The organism is Bacillus sp. 03113, assembly GCF_006546985.1.
Taxonomy (GTDB): domain Bacteria; phylum Bacillota; class Bacilli; order Bacillales; family Cytobacillaceae; genus VATK01.
Genome location: NZ_VATK01000019.1, coordinates 1 through 21512, shown reverse-complemented (window position 1 = coordinate 21512; position 21512 = coordinate 1). Strand labels below are relative to the sequence as shown.

The 21512-nt window shown below is 33.6% G+C and carries 19 protein-coding genes and 1 tRNA gene; 11 read left to right on the top strand and 9 right to left on the bottom strand.

All coding sequences use genetic code 11. From position 1 onward, the window contains the following. Positions 1 to 89: 89 nt before the first annotated feature. Positions 90 to 662 carry a hypothetical protein gene (locus FDO66_RS16765; RefSeq protein WP_141433808.1) on the top strand — a complete coding sequence of 191 codons (573 nt, stop codon included), beginning with the start codon at positions 90 to 92 and terminating at the stop codon, positions 660 to 662. A gap of 111 nt (positions 663 to 773) precedes the next feature. On the opposite strand, the gene FDO66_RS16760 is transcribed toward FDO66_RS16765, so the two are convergent. Beyond that, complete coding sequence (locus FDO66_RS16760) at positions 774 to 1091, bottom strand: AzlD domain-containing protein (protein ID WP_141433807.1); 318 nt, start codon at positions 1089 to 1091, stop codon at positions 774 to 776. Further along, positions 1084 to 1773, bottom strand: coding sequence for an AzlC family ABC transporter permease (locus tag FDO66_RS16755; protein ID WP_141433806.1), 690 nt, complete (start codon positions 1771 to 1773; stop codon positions 1084 to 1086). The genes FDO66_RS16760 and FDO66_RS16755 overlap by 8 nt, the downstream gene beginning before the upstream one ends. A 253-nt stretch (positions 1774 to 2026) precedes the next feature. Between FDO66_RS16755 and FDO66_RS16750 the strand changes: the two genes are divergently transcribed. The 3 genes from FDO66_RS16750 to FDO66_RS16740 all read left to right on the top strand — a co-directional run bounded on the left by FDO66_RS16750 (position 2027) and on the right by FDO66_RS16740 (position 4425). Then, positions 2027 to 2599 (top strand): helix-turn-helix domain-containing protein, encoded by a 573-nt coding sequence (locus FDO66_RS16750; protein WP_181444619.1) that lies wholly within the window; start codon positions 2027 to 2029, stop codon positions 2597 to 2599. A 251-nt stretch (positions 2600 to 2850) separates the two neighbouring features. Further along, entirely contained in the window at positions 2851 to 3609 is a 759-nt protein-coding gene (locus tag FDO66_RS16745; RefSeq protein WP_141433805.1) for an NADPH-dependent oxidoreductase, read from the top strand. 162 nt (positions 3610 to 3771) lie between these two features. Beyond that, the gene (locus FDO66_RS16740) at positions 3772 to 4425 is read left to right on the top strand and encodes a DedA family protein (protein WP_141433804.1); all 654 of its coding nucleotides are present in this window, start codon (positions 3772 to 3774) and stop codon (positions 4423 to 4425) included. 79 nt (positions 4426 to 4504) lie between these two features. Here FDO66_RS16740 and FDO66_RS16735 read toward each other — a convergent pair whose 3' ends face one another. Further along, positions 4505 to 4825, bottom strand: coding sequence for a thioredoxin family protein (locus tag FDO66_RS16735; RefSeq protein WP_141433803.1), 321 nt, complete (start codon positions 4823 to 4825; stop codon positions 4505 to 4507). Between the two features lie 155 nt (positions 4826 to 4980). Beyond that, positions 4981 to 5394, bottom strand: coding sequence for a hypothetical protein (locus tag FDO66_RS16730; RefSeq protein WP_141433802.1), 414 nt, complete (start codon positions 5392 to 5394; stop codon positions 4981 to 4983). 197 nt (positions 5395 to 5591) lie between these two features. On the opposite strand from FDO66_RS16730, the gene FDO66_RS16725 reads away from it, so the two are divergent. Both FDO66_RS16725 and FDO66_RS16720 read left to right on the top strand, forming a co-directional pair. Next, positions 5592 to 6776, top strand: a complete 1185-nt coding sequence (locus tag FDO66_RS16725; RefSeq protein ID WP_181444618.1) for a sensor histidine kinase — start codon at positions 5592 to 5594, stop codon at positions 6774 to 6776. Beyond that, positions 6773 to 7435 (top strand): response regulator transcription factor, encoded by a 663-nt coding sequence (locus tag FDO66_RS16720; protein WP_141433800.1) that lies wholly within the window; start codon positions 6773 to 6775, stop codon positions 7433 to 7435. Before FDO66_RS16725 ends, FDO66_RS16720 begins: the two co-directional genes overlap by 4 nt. Positions 7436 to 7492: 57 nt before the next feature. Here the strand turns inward: FDO66_RS16720 and FDO66_RS16715 are convergent, their stop codons facing one another. Beyond that, positions 7493 to 8170, bottom strand: a complete 678-nt coding sequence (locus tag FDO66_RS16715) for a DUF975 family protein (protein WP_141433799.1) — start codon at positions 8168 to 8170, stop codon at positions 7493 to 7495. A 627-nt stretch (positions 8171 to 8797) separates the two neighbouring features. Here FDO66_RS16715 and FDO66_RS16710 point away from each other — a divergent pair. From FDO66_RS16710 to FDO66_RS16695, 4 genes are read left to right on the top strand one after another with little or no spacing between them, the layout of a single operon-like run. Next, positions 8798 to 11557, top strand: coding sequence for a response regulator (locus FDO66_RS16710; RefSeq protein ID WP_141433798.1), 2760 nt, complete (start codon positions 8798 to 8800; stop codon positions 11555 to 11557). A gap of 24 nt (positions 11558 to 11581) precedes the next feature. After that, positions 11582 to 12421 carry a CheR family methyltransferase gene (locus FDO66_RS16705; RefSeq protein ID WP_141433874.1) on the top strand — a complete coding sequence of 280 codons (840 nt, stop codon included), beginning with the start codon at positions 11582 to 11584 and terminating at the stop codon, positions 12419 to 12421. Beyond that, positions 12363 to 14462: a PAS domain S-box protein gene (locus tag FDO66_RS16700; RefSeq protein ID WP_181444617.1), complete on the top strand. Its 2100-nt coding sequence runs from the start codon at positions 12363 to 12365 to the stop codon at positions 14460 to 14462. The genes FDO66_RS16705 and FDO66_RS16700 overlap by 59 nt, the downstream gene beginning before the upstream one ends. Then, the gene (locus FDO66_RS16695; protein WP_181444616.1) at positions 14462 to 15403 is read left to right on the top strand and encodes a sugar ABC transporter substrate-binding protein; all 942 of its coding nucleotides are present in this window, start codon (positions 14462 to 14464) and stop codon (positions 15401 to 15403) included. The genes FDO66_RS16700 and FDO66_RS16695 overlap by 1 nt, the downstream gene beginning before the upstream one ends. A gap of 352 nt (positions 15404 to 15755) precedes the next feature. Here the strand turns inward: FDO66_RS16695 and nspC are convergent, their stop codons facing one another. From nspC to FDO66_RS16675, 4 genes are all read right to left on the bottom strand, one after another. Next, positions 15756 to 16898, bottom strand: a complete 1143-nt coding sequence (gene nspC / locus FDO66_RS16690; RefSeq protein WP_141433796.1) for a carboxynorspermidine decarboxylase — start codon at positions 16896 to 16898, stop codon at positions 15756 to 15758. A 10-nt stretch (positions 16899 to 16908) separates the two neighbouring features. Continuing rightward, positions 16909 to 18108, bottom strand: coding sequence for a saccharopine dehydrogenase family protein (locus FDO66_RS16685; protein ID WP_141433795.1), 1200 nt, complete (start codon positions 18106 to 18108; stop codon positions 16909 to 16911). A 935-nt stretch (positions 18109 to 19043) separates the two neighbouring features. After that, positions 19044 to 19116, bottom strand: a tRNA-Ala gene (locus FDO66_RS16680). Positions 19117 to 19225: 109 nt separating this feature from the next. Continuing rightward, entirely contained in the window at positions 19226 to 19921 is a 696-nt protein-coding gene (locus tag FDO66_RS16675) for an MgtC/SapB family protein (protein WP_141433794.1), read from the bottom strand. A gap of 136 nt (positions 19922 to 20057) precedes the next feature. Here FDO66_RS16675 and FDO66_RS16670 point away from each other — a divergent pair, with 136 nt between their 5' ends. Next, the gene (locus tag FDO66_RS16670; protein ID WP_141433793.1) at positions 20058 to 20984 is read left to right on the top strand and encodes a DMT family transporter; all 927 of its coding nucleotides are present in this window, start codon (positions 20058 to 20060) and stop codon (positions 20982 to 20984) included. The last annotated feature ends 528 nt before the right edge of the window (positions 20985 to 21512 follow it).

Genomic DNA, 21512 nt, shown 5'->3' with positions numbered 1-21512 from the left:
CATGACTTTCAAAGAGTAAAGTTAATTATGGGAGAGAGTGAAAAGCCATTCATCCTTACTTATTATCATCTATTTTTGGAGGCGAGGATTTGAAGGAGCAGAAAGTCTACATACTTCTAACAGATACTGGGACTATTTTTTCAAGATTGATTAAACTTTATACAAGAAAACCACTAAATCATGCGTCTATTGCATTTGATCAACAATTGTTGCATGTATACAGCTTTGGCAGGAAAAAATCAGGAAACCCATTTATAGCTGGATTTGTGAAAGAAAATATACAAGGTGATCTATTTAAAAAAGCATCTTGCGCCATTTACAGCTGTTCCATATCAGAAGCCCAATATAACACAATGCTCGAAAAAATTAAAAAAATGGAGGCTCAAAAGCAGCTATACAAATATAATTTTCTCGGAGTTTTTGCTGTTGTTTTTAATAAAAGAATGGATCGAAAGAATGCTTTTTTTTGCTCGCATTTTGTGGCAACGATTCTTGATGAGTGTGGAATAAACACTCCCTATCAAAAACCTCTTTCACTAGTCACACCTAATGATTTAAAAGAACTACCCTCTCTACAGTTAGAATACAATGGAAAGCTGGTATATTATCTATCTCATACTGGTTCAGAGAAACGAGATCCATTCACTCTTTTAACCTGTTAGCGATTTATTTCCAGATATGAATATGGCATTAGATTTGTTAATTGTTATTATTAAAGTTTCATTCTATACTACATTCCTAGAAATAGGAGTGTTTTATTATGGATAAAAAACTTAGCTTAAAAAATATCGAGTTAACAATCCAATCATTGCTCCAATTATAACAGAAGGAAGAAACATGTTTATGATCTTAATGGAGATTGCTGTGGAAAGGCAGCCTATAAGGACTGGAATTGATATAACTAGTTGCCCATCAGAGGGAACTAATATTTGTTTGATGATAAGTGCAGATATAATTCCAATTGGCACGTAATTAAAATATAATCGCAAGGTAGGGTTCATCTCTCGTCCGGCCATTATTTCGACGCCGATGATGCGTGATACATATGTTGAAACGGAAAGTAATCCGATTAGAATCCATTGATTAAGCATTTTGGGACCTCCTCTTTAAATAAAGACCTACAAGCGGTGCTAAAATACCAGTAATAATGATCGTAAATTCGTTGCCTGGCATGAAATATTCGAGCACAATTGCTATAACTGCAGCAGCGAGCGCTGTTGCAATTAATGGTTTTTCTTTAAGACTAGGGATTAGAAGAGCTACAAATGTAATTGGAAATGCTAAGTCTAAACCCCATTTTTGCGGATCAATTTGGTTTCCAATTAACGCTCCAATGAGTGAAGAGATAACCCAAGCGATATAAAAAGTACCAACAACGATCCCAAAATAAAGAGGATCTGGTCCATACTTTTTAAATCTTGAACTACCCAAAACAAAAGGTTCATCTGATACTCCAAAAGATAACAGCCATCTCCATTTCTTAGCTGGGGCAAGACCTTCGGCAAGGGCAGCTCCGTATAGCAAATTGCGCAAATTTAACAAAACTGATGTGAAAAGCACAGTTGCTAGACTTGCGCCCCCTGTTAACATTGCGACGGCTACCATTTGTAGAGACCCAGAGAACACTAGCATGGATAATGTTAAAGAACCCAGTAAACTAAAATTGGCTTGAGTTGCTAGTACTCCATAAGATAATCCATATGCCGCAATGGCGATTGCTAGTGGCAAAGCTTCCATAAAACCAGTTTTTATCGTTGTTTTTTTTTCTTCCACCCTAAAACAACCCCTTACTTTATTTAGTAATAAACTAACTGCTCAAACAATACAAACACACCGAAAGCACCCCTCTTAATTGAAAGTAAAAAAATAATCCGTGTGGTGTGAGATACGCTGAGTGGTATATTATAATTAACTTATAGTTAATTATAATATAAAAAGTAATGAAATTGTATATTATAATTAACTTTTTGTTTATTATAATATAAGGAAAAGTGTGAGAAAATCTTTTGAATCGAAGGTGAATAGTATGAAAACTGAAAAACCTTGGGAAGAAGGAGATATAGGGGAACGTATCGGTGCTAACTTAAGGCAGTTCCGGGTTAATAAAGGAATTGGAGTAGAGGCCTTGGCCAAACAAATCGGGGTTAGTAAATTAACTTTAATTAAGATTGAACGTGGAGAAGCCAATCCTACATTGTCCGTAATCTGGAAAATTGCAAATGGTCTCAATATCCCGATAACCGCACTATTGTCTATTGAATCAGATGTCTCTATTGCCCGTAAGAGGGATGGGCTGAAACTGATCAGTTCAAACGACGTGTTAGTCGCAGAGCCTTTGTTTCATTCCCATGGCTCGATGGAGCTTTATCGGGGATATCTACAACCTAGGGCGGAATATCTCTCTGAAGCACACCGGGCAGGGGTGATGGAATTTGTTACTGTGATGTCCGGTCAATTGACAGTGGAAGTAGATGGCGATACTTATCATTTAGATGAGTATGACTCCATTCGTTTTAAAGGAGATCGCCCCCATAAGTATATCAACCCTTCCTCCTCTTTAACGATTTTGCACTTTGTCATTTCATATTATAATCTTTAAAAAATGCTGAAACGTCATGATATAATCCCTTTTGTGAGGACAGTAAGGAAAAAACCAATACTTTCACACAGGAGGGATTCATTTTATCTCAAAGCTATCAGCTTTAGGTAAAAATTTATTATGATAATAATATAATTGTCATTAACAAGTCGACGAATTTCATTAGTGGGCTCTTTCTTTTTTTACCAAAAAAATTGAAAACTGTTAATATAAAAGGTAAATTTGAATATGAATAGGAGGATGAATATTAAATGAATGAAGTAGTAAAAAGCTTAATGAATCACCGTTCCTACCGTCAATATTTGGATAGGCAAGTAAAAGAAGAGAACCTCAATACGATTATTAAAGCAGCTCAAGCAGCACCTTCGTGGATACATGGGCAGCAAGTATCTATTATTTCCATTAAGGATCCCATTAGGAAGGATAAACTTGCTCAGCTTTGTGGAAATCAAAATCATATTAGACAAGCACCTATTTTTCTTGTCTTTTGCGCAGATTTTTATCGTGCTAAGTTATGTGGGGATTTGGAAGGAATGACACTTGAAGCGTTACATCAAGTAGATTCTTTATTAGTAGGTGCTACTGATGTGGGATTGTCAATGAGCTATGCGATTGCAGCTGCTGAATCACTTGGTTTAGGAACAGTACCCATTGGAGGAATACGAAGAAATTCATTAGATGTAACAGACCTGCTCGAGCTACCAAAATATGTGATTCCAATTTCGGGATTATGTTTAGGTTATGGGGCAGAGGAGCCTGCTCAAAAGCCTCGTCTACCACAAGCAGCTGTTTTACACGATGAAAAGTATAATCCTCAACAAGAGGAGTTGCTTCAAGAATATAATCGATCTTTTTTCCAGTTTGAAAGAAATCAAACTGGAAATGAGACTAGTACTCTAACATGGTCTAAACGGGTGGCTAATTTTTATAAGAATCCTTATTATCTTGGGGTAGAGAAGATGCTCCAAAAGCAAGGATTTAACTGTGAAGATATATCAAAACAAAAATGATGTTTGTTCATTCTAACCTACAGAGAACAAAATAAAGGGAACAGTTGTCTGTTAAATAGAAAACAATAATAAAAAGTGTGAGGTATGGACAAGCTCTTGATCAAAAAATGGGGCTACATATTCTTTATGAAAGATTTGAAAACTATAAAAGGGGGTTAAAAAGTGGAAATCATTAAAAGTTTTATCGATTTTATTTTACATTTAGATGTTCATTTGTTTGCCATTGTCCAGCAATATGGAACGCTTGTTTATCTGTTGTTATTTGTCATTATTTTTTGTGAAACAGGATTAGTCATTACTCCTTTCCTACCGGGAGATTCACTGCTCTTTGTTGCAGGTACATTATCGGCACAAGGATCGATCAATATATTCTTATTAGCAGGCTTGATGTTTATTGCCGCTATTTTAGGGGATGCAGTGAATTATTGGATCGGGCATTACATAGGTCCTAAAGTATTTGAAAACAAACGATTTAAGCTAATTAATAAAGAACATTTGCAAAAAGCACAAAAGTTTTATGAACAAAAAGGGCCAATTGTGATTGTTATTGCAAGATTTATTCCCATCGTTAGAACCTTTGCTCCTTTTGTTGCAGGTGTAAGTAAAATGAACTTCATAAAATTTGCTATTTTTAATATCGCAGGTGGATTTATTTGGGTATCCTTAATGACTTTTGGCGGGTATTTCTTTGGAAATATCCCAATCATTAAAGAGAACATTACTCATTTTTCTATTTTGATTATAATTGTCTCTCTAATACCAGTAGCAAAGGAATTAATTCAAAAAAAGGTAAAAAAAAATCGTCGTGCCTATTAATCGCTAATAAAAAAATGACCGATTTAACAGCTTTATTAAGGGCTGATAGATCGGTCATTTTTCTACATTCGCAATGCTATTATCCGTTAATACCGGATAAAAATTCTCTTACTGAATCAGGCGTTTTTGCATTTGCGCTATGCAAATGAGCAATTTTTTCTCCATTTTTAAATACTAATAAGGATGGAATTCCCATCACACTTTGCTTCTCCGATATTTCTGCAAAATCATCTCGGTCGATTTTAAACCATTGCTTGTCTTGATTTTCTGATGTAATTTCATCAATAAACATATCTAAACGTTTGCAATCTGGGCACCATGTGGTTGTGAAAATTCCAACTGAAAGCTGATCCTTCTTGATTTGTTCATTATATTCTTTTTCTGATGTAATTTTCTTCATTTAAAAAACTCCTTCTGTTCGTTTTTCTAACATCAATAGCCCCTTTTATTCTAGCTAAGGATGATCCTTAAGTTAAATATGTTTCCAAACATATATTACTCATTTTTCTTTTATTAATCAAAGATCATGCTTATGTTTCTCTTAAAAAGGGTGCATTAATTATTAAATAACTTAATATTGATATCATCTGAGAGTTCTTTTTTTAATTCTTTTACATCCTCTATTGTAGCTTCTCCTTTTTCTGCTTTTTCTTTAACTTCTAAAAGTATCTTATCTTTTTCTATCAATTTTTTTCTTATATGTTTTTTTGCCTTTTTCATTATACCTGGTACCTTAGCTTCATTAAATGTTTCAATGGATCGGTGTACTCTATCGATTTCCGTAACCATTTTTTCCTGCTCTTTTGGCGATATTGCATCTTGAACTTTAAGTGTGTCTATATATTCAATAAAATGATCAATAGACTTTCCTAATTTCTCTGCTTTGGCTGCAATACTAGGTTGATCCGAGCATCCTGACATCAACAGGAAAAACACAGATATAATGGATAAAATAATGATTTTCTTCATTGTCTTCACCTCAAAATGATTAAAATTTTTATGCAAATTTGTTTCATTCAACAGGTTAAATATAATAAAAGAAAGTCATACAAGTAAGTGACCTTTAGCCAATTTAAACGATTCAATTAGAAAAAAATTGTATTGACCACAAGAATTGGAAAATAGGATAATGATAATCAAGAAGAATTTGAAGGTAGTTGATGAATTTGGGAGTTTCTTTGGAGCTAAGAAAATGGACATGGCTGGATAGTATTCTTTTGGCAATTCGAACACTTTGGGTTAGTTATCAAGCGAGCACAATCATTCCGCTTTTTTCAGATGAATCAAAAAGGTGGATTTTGTTTTTTTCATTTGTTCTACTGTTTCTCGTTTCATACATATTTTATCGACCTGGTTATATGAACGTTTCCTATTTTTTTATTGCAGAATGTGCATTAACAGGCAGTATGTTTGTGTTTCTAATGCATCAATTTCATGAAATTGGCGTATATTCTTTTTTTTATTTTCCTATAATGATGATTGGCTTTGTTAGTCAAGAAAGGCATTATCGGTGGATTGGCCCCTTGTTAGTTTTAGGGCTAGTCGTGATAGGCACATGGACTGCTCATTTATTTACAATAAGTATCATTTTACAAATTTCAGACATGATTATTTTCTATATATTAGGATATACGTTGGGAAGAGTTGCAAAGATCAATAATAAAATGAAAGTGCTAATTAGTTCTATTCAAGAAAAAAATAAAACATTAGAGCAATACTCTAAGAGAATAGAAGAATTAACCATTATCGAGGAAAGAAATCGTGTGTCCCAAGACCTTCATGACACGGTAGGTCATATATTTACTTCTGTTATCACAAGCTTAGATGCTCTTCCTTTTCTCATAAAAGCAAATCAAGAAGAGGCCGAGTCCTATATTAAAGAGATTTCTAATTTAGCTAGAAAAGGATTAGATGATGTCAGGCATACGATTCATCAATTATCACCAAAAGGAGAAAGTCTAAGTTTATCAGATTCTTTTAAGTTTATTGTGCAAGATTTTATGAAGCATACAGGAACAAAAACAGATATCTACATTCAAGGAACAGAAAAAGAGATAGGAAAGAGAATGAAAACAACACTCATTCGTTGTTTACAGGAATCATTGACCAATGCGAAAAGGCATGGAAAGGCTAATCATATATATGTTGAATTAATGTTCAAAGAGGATGCAGTTACACTTGAAGTTGAGGATAATGGAATAGGATCTGAAAACATGACTTTAGGCTTTGGCATATCCACTATGAAGGATAGGCTTGCTTCAATGCAGGGATTGTTGTCGATTCAATCTAGTCAAACAAACGGAACAAAAATCATGTGTACAATTCCTTTAGCAAAGGAGATAGTGATATGACCATTTCTATATATATTGTAGAGGATCAAGAACTAATACGTAAGAGTTTAAAAATTGTGATTGAAAGTATGTCAGAAATTCAAGTGATCGGAATGGCTGAGAACGGTGAAGAAGGAGTTCGTTTGTGTGAAAATAAGATACCAGATATCATTTTAATGGATATTCAAATGCCTAAATTGGATGGGGTTAAAGCAACGAAGATGATTAAAGAACGTTGGCCTGAGGTAAAGGTGATCATACTTACAACCTTTCAAGATATTACATATGTTAAAAATGCGATGAATGTTGGAGCTGAAGGTTATATATTAAAGGCAGTAGATCCACAATTTTTAATTAAAGGAATTGAATTAGTTTTTCATGGAGGCTCACTCGTTCCGCAACAGCTAGCAAAAGAGGTTTATCAAAATATGATAGCGAATGAACTAGATCATGAAAAACAAACGAATACAAAAAATCCATATGATTTAAATTCTCAAGAACTAAAAATGCTAAGTTATTTAGCGCTTGGCTTACAAAATAAAGCGATCTCAGAAAGAATGTTTTTGTCGCTTGGAACGGTAAAAAACTATATTTCTAGCATTTACTCGAAGCTAAATGTAAAAAACCGTACTGCCGCTATTATGAAAGCTATTGATGAAAGCATTATTTCACAAAAGTGACCAAAAGATACAAGAATCTTTTGGTCACTTAATGTAGAAAGATATGGGTGATAAAGTTTAGATTGTTTCCTTATCGAAAGTTTGATAGTCTCTGTTGGCAATAAGTTCATTATAGAATGTAGCCAATGATGCAGAAACATAAGGGACGAGCCATAAGAACCCAATACCTAATGTAAGCAATGCAAGAATTCCCCATCCTATAAAACTTAGATTCATAAGGAAGTACTTCCATTTATAGCCTTTCATTCTTTTTTTACTCTCACTAATTGCTTCAAGAACTTTGTATTCAGGATGATCCTTTAGTAGGAAATAAGCTTGAGAATAAGAAATACTCTTTATAATACCAGGAATAATAAGCAGCAATGTCCATAGAAATGTAAATATTCCAGCTAAAATACTTGTTCCAATCACTTTAATTGAAGTTTTTCCATCTTTATAAATCGCAAAGGTATCCCCAATTTGTGGCTTCTCTAATCTAGATAAGGAAAGAAAAAACCAGCTAACTGAAATAGAAAATGGAATTAATACAATTGCGATAATAATATTAATAATCGTAACAGATGCTGGCGTTTCTTCTTGGACTATCCAATTTTGAAAGCCTCCGCTAAGTGGAATTTCAAATATTCCAGGAATAACAGTGTTTAATAGAAATACTAATAAAGTAAGTAATACTGCTTTCCCCCATTGTCCACTTAATGATGTTCTTGCCTTCTTTTTAATTTCTGAGATTGTCATATAAAGCAAAAAGCCTCCTTTTCATAAAGTATGATAATATCATAAAGTAAGATTATATCATAAATAGATTTTACTGTTAAAAACTAATTTACGATACTCTCAGGAAAAGTATATGTAAAATTGTTTTTAATAGTACAGAATAATAAATATCAAATATCTAAATTAATGGTAAACTGAAGGTAAGCTAGTACTTCCTTTTGATCCTCTTTTTATAATGAAAAAAGGGAGTTAATTTGTTCACATAAAAGAACAAATATTGGAATCTAGTTATTGTTTCCTATATCTCTTTGTAATATAATTCACTCAAGTAAAATATTTATCCCGCTTTAACGAGCGGAATACCCACATTTCTAAATGTAGTCCAGATTGGAAAATTTAAGAAGTTGGAGTAGATTCTCGACCTCATTCACCAATACTCCATCCTACAGAAACAAGTTTGCTAAATCATTAGTCACTTCCTAAGAATGAGAAAGAATTCTATGACTCTCCAAACAAATGAGAGTAATGAGGCAAGTGTTTAGAGCAATGCTGGCACCTGAGTTAATCTAGTTCAATCGCTGACGAAATTTAGATTCTCTATTTCCACACTTCCTATTGGTTGAGTCATGAAAAATAAGCGGAGGTTTTATGAAATTTAAAACAAAGCTTTTTAGCGGTTTAGGCTCTATATTAATCTTAACAACGATTCTTTTAGTTATTTTATTAAATATGATTAATCAACTGACAGTTAATATGTCTGTTGTAATTAGTGAGTTAACTGAAAGAATCAAGCTGGCTTCAACGGTTCAGTATGAGATTAATAACATGGGGAGAGAGTTAATGGAAATTTCCTCAAATCCTCCTAACGATATCCTTCCACAGATCATCAATAATTGGGAGCAATCTAGAAACAATATCAATTCATCTATTGATGCACTTAAAGAAAAAGATACTCGAAAGCAATCTCAAGAAATTATCAGCAAATTTAAGACTCTATATACATCCTATGAAAATACAGGCCAAGAAATCATGACTTACCAACAAATGAATCAAAATGGCGCTGATTTTGACAAATTGCTTTGGGGAAATGCTAGGCAAAACCAGGAACGCATGCAACAAATGATGGATTTATTATATTCGTTGCAGGAGCAAGAAATGAAAGATGAACTCTTTCGAACCCGCCAAACTTATTATTCAACAGTAAAAAAAATTTATATTTACGTCATATCTGGATTCTTAGTTGGCGTAGGGATCATTATTTGGTTTATTACTGGAATGACAAAAAATTTAAATCGAGTAACGTCAGTTATGACGAAAATAGCTTATCATAAAGGGGAGAGATTTCCACGGATTAAAGTGACTTCTAAAGATGAGGTTGGAGCTATAGCTAATGCCTATAATGAAATGGCAAAGGTATTAGAGGAACATGGAAAACAAGAAAAAGAATTAAAAGAAAAAGCTGAAGAACATAGCTGGTTAAAAACAAAGGTGGCTGAAATTACGTCTAAATATCCTTCAGCAGAAGATTTTCAAACTTTAGCCCATTCTTTTATTAAAGATATTACACCAATGGTAGGTGCTGAAACTGGAATTTTTTACATAAAAGAAAAATTTAATGAAAAACAGGTTCTCAAAAAAATCGCCTCTTATGCCCTATTTGATCAAAAGCATCAGTTTGACAGTTTTGAAGTGGGCGAAGGGCTCGTTGGTCAGTGTGCCCTGGAAAAAAAATCTATATTACTTTCTGAAATTCCTGAAAATTATTTACAAATAACGTCGGGAGTTGGAAAATCGCCTCCTAATAAAATTATGATTATTCCAGCGGAGTTTGAGGGTGAGATCCTAGCTGTTGTTGAAATTGCTACTTTCAAGGATTTTAGTCCTCTTCAACAAAGACTTCTGCAAGAAGTAATAGAGCATATAGGGATTACGATTAATAGCATAAGAAACAGAATGCAGGTCAAAAAATTACTCCAAGATTCTCAGGCATTAACGGAAGAACTACAAAGCCAATCTGAAGAACTGCAATTACAACAGGAACAATTAAGATCTATTAATGAAGAGCTTGAGGAACAGAACAAAAATTCAGAACAAAAAAAGAAGGAACTAGAAGAGGCTGGCGTATTGCTTGAAGAAAAAGCTCAGCAGCTTTCACAAAGCTCCAAATTTAAATCAGAATTTTTAGCGAATATGTCGCATGAGTTAAGAACTCCACTTAATAGTTTATTAATTTTAGCCCAAATGCTAATGGAAAAAGGTAGTGAAAACTTAACTCCCAAGCAGAAGGAATACCTGCGGACCATTTACTCGTCGGGAAATGATCTATTGTACTTAATTAATGATATTTTAGATTTATCGAAAGTGGAATCAGGAAAGCTTGAAGTGATTTCGGGAGAAGTTGTTCTGACAGATATTAAAAGTTTTGCTGAAAGTCAATTTTTACCAATAGCTCATCAAAAGGGACTTGAGTTTGATGTAATATTAGAATCCAACTTACCTGAAATGTTCCATACGGATGAGCATCGTCTTAACCAAATATTAAATAATTTATTATCTAACGCCTTTAAGTTTACAGAAAAAGGAAGTATTTCTTTAATCATTCAAAAATCAGATAAGATTGACTATGAAGAGATCCAAATAACCTCTCAGAAGGAATCTATGCTAGCATTTACAGTCGTCGATACTGGTATCGGTATTCCAAAGGAAAAACAAAAAATGATTTTTGATACATTCAAACAAGCTGATGGAACGACTAGTCGTAAATATGGCGGCACAGGTTTGGGTCTGGCAATAAGTAGAGAGATAGCGAAACTTTTAGGCGGTTATATAATTGTAAACAGTGTAGAAGGAGTAGGAAGTTCATTTACTCTTTATCTTCCAAACATTCAAATTAGCAATACAAAGGAAAATTTGTTCTCGATGCAGGAAATGATCAATGATCTTATTTCAGTAGAAGCTGCTTCAGCGGAATTATTTGATTTTGGCATTGAACAGAATCTCCTAGAAAGCAATATTCCAAATGGATCTATGCTATTAAATGGTACAAAAATCCTTATCGTAGATGATGATATACGCAATATATTTGCATTAACAGCAGCGCTTGAGGATTATAATATGGAAGTCATTTTTGCAAAAAATGGACTTGAAGGAATTGAGGTGCTATTGGAAAATCAAGATACAGATATTGTGTTAATGGATATTATGATGCCAGAGATGGACGGCTTAGAAACGATGCGTAAGATCCGTAATATGGAAGAATTTCAAACACTTCCGATCATTGCATTGACCGCAAAAGCGATGAAACATAATCGAGATGAGTGTATTGAGGCAGGGGCGTCAGATTACATTAGTAAACCAATAAATATCGAACAGCTGTTGTCATTGATTCAAGTATGGCTTTACAGATAGGTGGGAAGCATCATTACAGACCGAATGAAGCTTTTAAAGACAAATGATCAAGAGCTAGAAAAAATTGAAATCGATTTATTATTAGAGGGTATTTATCGGTACTATGGCTATGATTTTAGAAATTATGCCTATTCTTTTATCAAAAGAAGAATTTTTCATCGTCTTAGCTTGGAAAAATTAACGAGTATTTCAGCACTATTGGATAAAGTTTTCCATGAATCTTCCATTATGGATAAGCTACTTAGTGATTTTTCTATAATGGTGACTGAAATGTTTCGAGATCCTACTTTTTTTCGCGCTCTGCGTAAACAGGTTATTCCATCTATTACATCTTATCCTGAAATTCGTATTTGGCACGTTGGCTGCTCATCCGGAGAAGAAGTATTCTCCATGGCAATTCTTTTACATGAAGAAGGCTTGTTGGAAAAAGCAAAAATATATGCAACGGATATTAATATAAAAAATTTAGAATCAGCTAAACAAGGAATCTTACCTATCGAAAAAATGCAGCTTTATACAAGAAACTATATTCAATCTGGTGGAATCAGAGCTTTTTCTGAGTATTATCATGTAAAACATGAGCAAGTTGTTTTTCAACCATTCCTTAAGAAAAATATTGTCTTCGCCCAGCATAATTTGGTAACAGATCAGTCTTTTAATGAATTTCATATAATTATATGTCGAAATGTTATGATTTATTTTAATAAACAATTACAAAATCATGTTCATCGTTTACTTTATGACAGTTTAGGTTTAAATGGCTTTCTTGGATTAGGACATAGAGAGGAGGTTCGATTTACAAGCTATGCAGAATTTTACAACGAATTTAATCCCGAAGAAAAGCTCTACAAAAAAATCAAATAATGAAAAATCTGCTGAAAAAGTTAACATTTTGATGGTTGACGATTCGGATGAAAATTTACTTGCATTAGAAGCTGTCCTTATGTCTCCAAACTATCATTTGGTCAGTGCGAGATCTGGAGAAGAGGCCTTAATGTGTATCCTCAAGCAGGATTTTGCTGTTATTTTGCTAGATGTTCAAATGCCTGTATTAAATGGATTTGAGACAGCGAAGCTCATTAAATCAAGAGAGAAATCGAAAGATATTCCTATTATCTTTATAACAGCTATTAGTAAAGATATGGATCATGTCCTTCGAGGCTATTCTGTTGGGGCTATTGATTATGTATTTAAACCATTTAATCCAGAAACTATTAAAAGAAAAATAGAACAATTTGTTAAAATTCATCAAAATCATCAACGAATTTTGAAAAAAAATGAGAGAGAGCGTTCATTAGAATTAGAGGAAGTTCATCATAAATTAAATCTTGCAACACTGGATTTACAAAAGACAGAAGCTTTATCTAAAGTGATTGGTGAAACGTTAATGGATACCATTGTTACCTTAGATGAAGAAGGTTTTATATTATCTGTTAATCCTGCAGCTAAGCAGATGTTTGGCTACCAAGAAAGTGAATTATTGGGTAAACATATTACGAGTCTATTGTACTCGGTAATGAAAAATGGTGAAAAAGTGACTCCTTTTACAAAAAGTTCCCTAAAAAACGCCTTAACAGGTAATATAATGGAAGCTTTTGGGCTGAGAAAGGATGAAAGCAGTTTTGCTGCTGATATTCAAATAGGGAAAGCAGCATTTGAAAATTTTCATCTATTTGTTTGTTCCATCCGTGATGTCACAGAGCGAAAAGAAATAGAGAACGAGAGAATCCAACAAGTTCTTTTATTAGAAAAAATAGTAGAAGATCGAACATTAGACCTTTTATCTGCAAATGAAAAGCTGCAGAAGGAAATTCAAGAAAGGCAAAGAGTTGCAGATGATTTATATGTTTCCGAGGAAAGATTTCGAAAAATTTTTGAAGCAAGCCCTTGTTTGATGGCTATTCTTTCTGTCAAAGATGGAAGGTGTATAGACGTTAATCAATCGTGGCTGCATTACACTGAATACGATTACATTGAAATAAAAAATCAAGTTTTTGATTTTGAAATTTGTAGAAACTCTGATAATGAAAAGCTCTCTTTTCAAAATAAAGATCAAACTGATTCGATAAATAATATGAAGATTAACTATAAAACGAAAAATGGGACCATTCAGCATGCTTTATTATCAACGGAAATGATTGACATTCAGAATGAAGCTTGCATTCTTTTAGTCATGAACGATATTACGGAACAAGAGCTTTTAGAAAAAGAAATGTCACGATTAGACCGATTAAATTTAATCGGAGAGATGGCTGCTGGAATTGCTCATGAGATTCGAAACCCAATGACGACCGTTCAAGGGTTTTTACAAATGGGAAGACTAGATAATGAACTACTTTCCCTTTCGCATATTGATTTAATGCTTGAAGAGCTTAATAGGGCAAATACGATCATTAAAGAATTTTTAAATCTAGCAAGAAATAAAGCGAGCGATAAATCACCTCGATTCCTCAATGACATAATAGAGGCATTATTTCCTCTTATTAATGCTGAAGCAATGCTGGCAAGTAAAGGTGTAAATCTTGTTTTAACAAGATGCCCAGAACTGCTGCTTGATGAAAAGGAGATACGTCAGCTTGTCTTAAACCTTGCTTTAAATGGCCTCGAAGCTATGTCTGCTGGAGGTATTCTCACGATTAAAACTTATTTTGAGCAAGATGAGGTTGTGCTCAAAATCATAGATACGGGTAAAGGAATAAAACAAGAACATCTTGATAAGATTGGAACACCTTTTTTCACTACGAAGGAAAATGGAACGGGGTTAGGTCTTGCTATCTGCTACAGTATCGCAGATCGTCATCATGCCGCTATAGAGGTGCAAACAAGTCATCAAGGCACTACATTTTCTATTCATTTTTCTTGTCCTCATTCATTTCAGGAACCGAATAAGAAGGAGAATAAATAGTGAAGAAACAATGGGTCATATTAACGATTTGTACCGTTTTTCTTAGTATCTTTTTAGGGTATGGATTAATAGGAATAAAGGCAGACAAGCCCAAAATAATTGTCATATTAAAAAATTCAGAGGGGCAATATTGGAAGTTTATGATAGCGGGATTTGAAAAAGGATTTAATGATTTTGGAGTAGAAGGGAAAGTTTTACCTCCTGATAAGAAAGATCCAGACCAACTTCGTTTATTAAAAAATGCTTTAAAGGAAAAACCAGACGCACTTATTTATTCTCCTGATAGCGATAAGTCTATACCTGCCTTAGAGCAATTTAAAAAGAACAATATTCCTGTGCTACTTGTTGACGCTCAAGTAGATTGGTCTGATCAAACTTCGTTTATTGGAACTGATAATATTATTTTAGGTAAAAAAGCAGGAGAGTTACTGACAACCATACTTCAGCCTGCAGATAAAGTTGCCCTTATTGGTAGAGAATCCGCTAACACGATAAGTAAAGAGAGGGTTCAAGGAGCAAAAGAAGCTCTATTAAATGCAGGTATTAATAGTGTTGAAGCATACTTACCTTTCGGGGGAGAAAATTCAAATATTAAAAACACTATAAGCACTCTTTTAAAGAATCATCCTGATTTACAAGGCGTTTTTGCTACCGATGACGGACTAGCTTTAGAAGCGCTAGAATTTATTAATAACCAGGGACTACGGATGCCTGTTATTGGATCTGATGGTGTCACAGAAATGGTAAAAAAAATTGAAAATGGGACGATTAAAAGTTCAGTTGCTCAAAATCCATATGATATGGGCTATATTAGTGTTGAAAATGCTTTGAAAGCAATAAAAGGTAAAAAAGTAGAGAAGCATATTAATAGCGGTGTGGATATTATTACAGTGGATAATGCGAAAGACAAGTTGACTTTTTTAGAAAACATTTTACAGTAACGACGGAAATTATTTTACTTTATAATTCTTTTTATATAATCCCTCGTATTGACATCTTTCTCGTTAATTTGATGAGAGGTGTCAATATGAGGGATTTGCTTTTTGAGAAGACTAAAATCCCCAAAAAAACCACTCCCCATTTCGATGGAGGGAGTGGCTAAAAATCTTATGCTATCAGAATTTATATCTGAAGTTAGATAACTGTCTAGCTCCAGCGCCTATTGACTATCAAACTTCAGGTCTTCTTCCTACGATATGTCAACATCGATTCGCTAACGCTCACCGTGTTTCCTTTATCTCAGTCGAAGCCCCTCCAGTTTGTACGTCGATGACCAAGGCGCTTGCGCTTTTCTTATGATAAACGGTTGCTAAAATCCTCGTAACCAAACTGTCTAATTACTTTGATTCCTTCTTCATCATTATACGAGGCAATGGAAGGAAGGTTCACTCCATTGAATGTATGGTTCTTCACCATTGTATAGTGGGCCATATCACAAAAAACAAGCTTATCACCTGGTTTTAGAGGCTCTTTAAATGAATAGTCGCCAATTACATCCCCAGCAAGGCAAGTCATTCCTCCAAGTCTGTACGTATGAGCATGCTCATTAGGCATGCCTGCATCAATAATATTCGGTCGATAAGGCATTTCAATAACATCAGGCATGTGGCATGTTGCTGATGTATCTAAAATGGCAATATTCATCCCGTTATCAATAATATCAAGTACAGTAGCGACTAAATAGCCAGTATTTAAAGCTATTGCTTCCCCTGGTTCAAGGTAAATGTCTACTGAATACTTGTCCTTAAGATATAAAATGGTTTGGACGAGCTTTTCGATATCATAATCAGGTCTTGTAATATGATGGCCGCCGCCTAAATTAAGCCATTTCATTTTTTTGATGTATTCCCCGAATTTTTCATCCACCACTTTAATTGTACGTTCTAGTGTATCTGAATTTTGTTCACACATCGTATGAAAATGAAGCCCATCAATACCATCCAACTGTTCAGGCTTAAAGTTAGACAATGTTACACCTAATCTTGAATGCTTATAGCAAGGGTCGTAAAGAGGTGTTTCAATCTCAGAGTATTCTGGATTCACACGAATTCCACATTCAATTGTCTTTGAACTCACGTTTTTTACTTTATCTTTATATTTATTCCATTGATCAAAGGAATTAAAAACAAGATGGTCCACATAAGTAAGAAGTTCATCAAATTCTCGATCCACATAAGCAGGTGCATAAGCATGAACTTCTTTCCCCATTTTTTCAAATCCAAGTCTTGCTTCAAATAAAGAACTAGACGTTACTCCTTTTAAATATTTCCCCACTAAAGGAAACACAGAGTGCATTGAAAATCCTTTTAGAGCAAGCAGAATACTGCATCCGGTTCGTTCTTGAACAGAATTTAGTATTTCAAGATTTTTTGTAAGCAGTCTTTCATCAACGATATAACATGGTGACGGAAGGGCACTGAAGTCAATTTGTTTCATTCTTTATACCTCAATCAAGAATAGTTGGCGAGAAGTTTTCTTGCCATGGAAGTCCATGTTTATTTAAAGCTTCCATAAACGGATCTGGATCAAATTCTTCAACATTGTAGACACCAGGCTTTTTCCAGATACCTTTCATAATTAGCATGGCTCCAATCATAGCAGGAACTCCTGTTGTGTAAGAGATAGCCTGTGATCCAACCTCGGCAAAGCATTCTTGATGGTCACATACATTATATACATAATACGTTTTTGGCTTCCCATCTTTGATTCCTTGAATAATACAACCGATGTTGGTTTTCCCTTTTGTTCTTGGCCCTAATGAAGCAGGATCAGGAAGGACAGCCTTCAAAAATTGAAGAGGAATAATTTCCTGGCCTTCATAATTAATTGGTTCAATCGAAGTCATCCCAATATTTTCAAGAACACGTAAATGATTTAAATAGTTATCTGAAAAAGTCATCCAAAATCTTATACGTTTGACTCCTTTAATGTTAACCGCTAAAGATTCTAATTCTTCATGGTATAAAAGATAAACGTTTTTTGGACCTATTTCTGGAAGGTCATATACTCTTTTCTCTGAGAGTGGTTCTGTTTCGATCCATTTCCCATCTTCAAAGTAGCGGCCATTAGCTGTGATTTCACGAATATTGATTTCAGGATTGAAATTCGTTGCAAATGCATATCCATGATCGCCAGCATTTGCATCAACGATATCAATATAATGAATCTCATCAAAATAGTGCTTTTGAGCATATGCTGTAAACACACCTGTAACACCTGGATCAAAACCGCTTCCAAGCAGTGCTGTTAAACCAGCCTTTTCAAATTTTTCTCGATAAGCCCATTGCCATTTATATTCGAATTTAGGTGTATCTGGCGGCTCATAGTTGGCAGTGTCCACATAATGCACACCTGTAGCAAGACAAGCATCCATAATCGTTAAATCCTGATAAGGAAGAGCGACATTAATAACAATTTCCGGTTCAAAACGCTTAATTAGTTCAATAACCTCTTCTGTATTGTCAGCATCTACTTGAGCAGTTTGAATCTTTGTACGGCCTCCGTCCAATTTTGCCTTCAAGGCATCACATTTCTCAACCGTTCTGCTCGCAATGCAAATTTCTTCAAAAACGTCTGGGTTTTGGCAGCATTTATGTACCACAACACTGGCAACGCCTCCAGCGCCAATAATTAAAGCTTTTCCCAAAATAAAAAACCTCCTTATTTCCTATTCAAAATCAATAGGCTGATTATACAGAAAATATCTCTTGCAATCAATAAAATAAAACAAAAGTGATTCACTTTTTATAAAAAAATTTATTTTTCCTGTACATAAAAGAGTTTACCTTAAAAATACAAAAAGTTACATTATGTACAAATTAATCTACATTAATAGTTGGATAAGGTTTTTGGACTATATATAGTAGGGAAAAATTTAATATACGCTTACCAATATGGAGTGAAAAAGTGAGTAAGATTGAAAATAACTGGCATTTATAACGGATGTTACATATGAGTTAGGTTTTAGTGAATTAGGATGAAATAGATGTAGTAATTGAATATCTCACCTTAAGTACATCAACTATTAGAGGAAGTATTACCTTTTTATAGAAAGATAAACTATAGACAACACTTTCATTAGCGTACTTAATTTATTTTTATTTTTATATTATCAAATATATTTTTTTGGGAGGAAAATAAATGCAATAGGTAATTGATTTTTATAACAAGATTAATGAAGAATCTCGGCTTACTACTGACAATACCAGGAAAATGGAATTTTTAACAACAACAAAAACATTAGATAAACATGCAAATTAATAAATGATTTAGATGAAGAAGAGTTAAATACTTGGATTTATTATATTGAGAAAAGTTGTAGGGAAAAAAGTATATTAGTAGTAAGTAATCACGCACTTATATTATGTCGAAAGATTCTCTGAAGATTAATTAGCTTTTGTACAATGATGGATTCAATTTGCTAACGAAGCGGTTCACAATATTATCGATTTCATGGTTTGATGGGGGAATACTGAATTAAAGAAAAAGAAAGTGGCAACTAGTAGAGGATTAAAATATTCACTTAAAGTTGATTAATTGAATAATAAAGAAAAAACTCTTGTGTAACAAGAGCTTGAAGTATGGAGCATAGGGGGCTCGAACCCCTGACCTCTACGCTGCCAGCGTAGCGCTCTCCCAGCTGAGCTAATGCCCCTTTAAAATTGATGATAACAAACAGTCTTCTAATATTATACAACATTAAATAATTCCTGCAACAATCATTTAATTGTTTATCATCAATCTAAAAAGAAATATTCATTATATTAATGCAAATTCTCAATTTCAATTTGACGAATCCCTTTAATTTCCGAAACACTGTAATAAACATCGGTAGTTTTTCTTCTATGATCGACAATAATTCTTAAGTGAATGAGATGCTCGCCTTCTTCTAAGTCTTTAATCCGGATATTCTTAATAGAAATTTTTTGATCTTGTATAAATGAAATGATATCTTTCATATTTTCTTTTTCAGACACTCTTAAATTTAAAGTAATTTCTTTTTCTCTTAATTGTCTTGGACCAATTAAGCTCATAAGGAAAGGAATTACTTTTACGCTAATGATTAATAAGGTTACTCCTGTAATTGATTCTAAATAATAACCAGCTCCAACTGCAATACCAATACCAGCTGCTCCCCATATAAGTGCAGCAGTTGTTAATCCGGAAATACTGTCATTTCCTCTTCTTAGTATGACCCCAGCTCCTAAAAAGCCTATTCCTGAAACAATTTGTGCAGCTAAGCGTAAAGGATCCATCGTAATATTAATTCTATCATTTTTTGGGAACATATAAGCCGATTCTATCGAAACAATGGTCAACAAGCAGCTTACAATACAAATAACTAAACTTGTTTTTAAGCCAACTGGTTTTCTTTTTAATTCGCGTTCTAATCCAATAATAAGTCCTAAAATTGCTGATAACCCAAGTTTTATAAATATTTCTATATCTAAATTATTCAATATTACCTCTCTTCTTTCAGTAAAAGTATAGTAAATCGAATAAATTCTGCATTATTCCATAAATCATATGGAAAACAATGACTGACAGTTGTAAAATTACTTATACACTTAATTTAGTAGACTAAAGGAGCAAAAAATGAATTTACCAAAATTAAATCCTCATTTAGCATTGGCTATAGGCGTTGTTGCCGTTTCGACATCAGCCATCTTTGTAAAGGTTTCTTCAGCGCCTCCAGGAGTGATTGCTTTTTATCGATTGTTATTTTCAGTACTCTTCATGGCTCCACTCTTTTTATTTAAATATGTTCATGAACTTCGTCTTATTACTAAACGAGACTGGATTTTCTCTGTTGTCTCAGGGATTTTCTTAGCATTTCATTTTATTTTTTGGTTTGAATCGTTGAATTTCACTTCCGTGGCAAGCTCAACCGTTCTGGTTACATTACAACCACTTTTTGCTTTTTTAGGTGGATACATATTTTTTAAAGAAACTTTTTCTTGGAAAGCTATTGCAAGCGGTTTGTTAGCGATAATCGGTAGTGTCTGTATTAGCTGGGGTGATTTTAAATTAAGCGGTGCTGCACTATATGGAGATATATTGGCATTAGTTGCTTGTGCTTTAGTTACTGCATACTTAATGTTTGGGCAGGCAATGAGAAAAAGACTATCGTTAGTTACTTACACCTTTGTTGTTTATACGATAAGTGCAATTACGCTTCTTCTATATGTTCTAATCGTTAAAGAACCACTAGCTCCTTATCCTGCTAGTGATTGGGTTTATTTTATTCTCCTTGCACTAATTGCTACTTTACTAGGGCATACGTTATTTAATTGGTCATTAAAATGGATAAGCACTTCTATTATTTCAATGGCTATTTTATTTGAGCCTGTAGGTGCAACAATTTTGGCATTCTTTTTATTAAATGAAAAAGTATTGTGGACCCAAGTTGTCGGAGGGTTAATTGTCATTTTGGGGATATTGCTTTTCATTATAGATGAAAGGAAAATAAAAGTAAAAGAATCCCATTCAAAATCTCTTCAAGAAGAAAGAACTTCATTATAAGGAACATTGGAAAGATTGAGTGCTTAACTTATTTTTCTGAATATAATATAGAAGTGATAGTCTTCTATATTATATTCAGAGAATAAGTTGTTTACTAGACTAATAAAAATATAATAAAAACAAAAAAATATTAATATTCTACTTGTATTCGTATTATTATCATGGTATATTATATCTCGTCCTCAATAACGAGATAAAAACAAAAAAAGTTTTTTTAAAAAAGTTATTGACATTTAGTTTTAAAATGTGTTAAATTAATAAAGTCGCCTCTGAGCGATAACGAAAAATTGCTCTTTGAAAACTGAACAACAAAACGTCAACAATAAACAAAAAAGGGTTAAGAGAAGCGAGTAGGTCAAGGAATCAAATGAATGAATACCGGAGTGTACTGATGTACATGAGGATGTGAATGAGTGAAGATGACGAAGAGATACGAAGCTTAATCTTAAACCGAAAAGTGAGGACTTCAAACGAAGTCAACACATGCTAGTAAAGTCAATTACGAGCTAATCAACTCTTATACGGAGA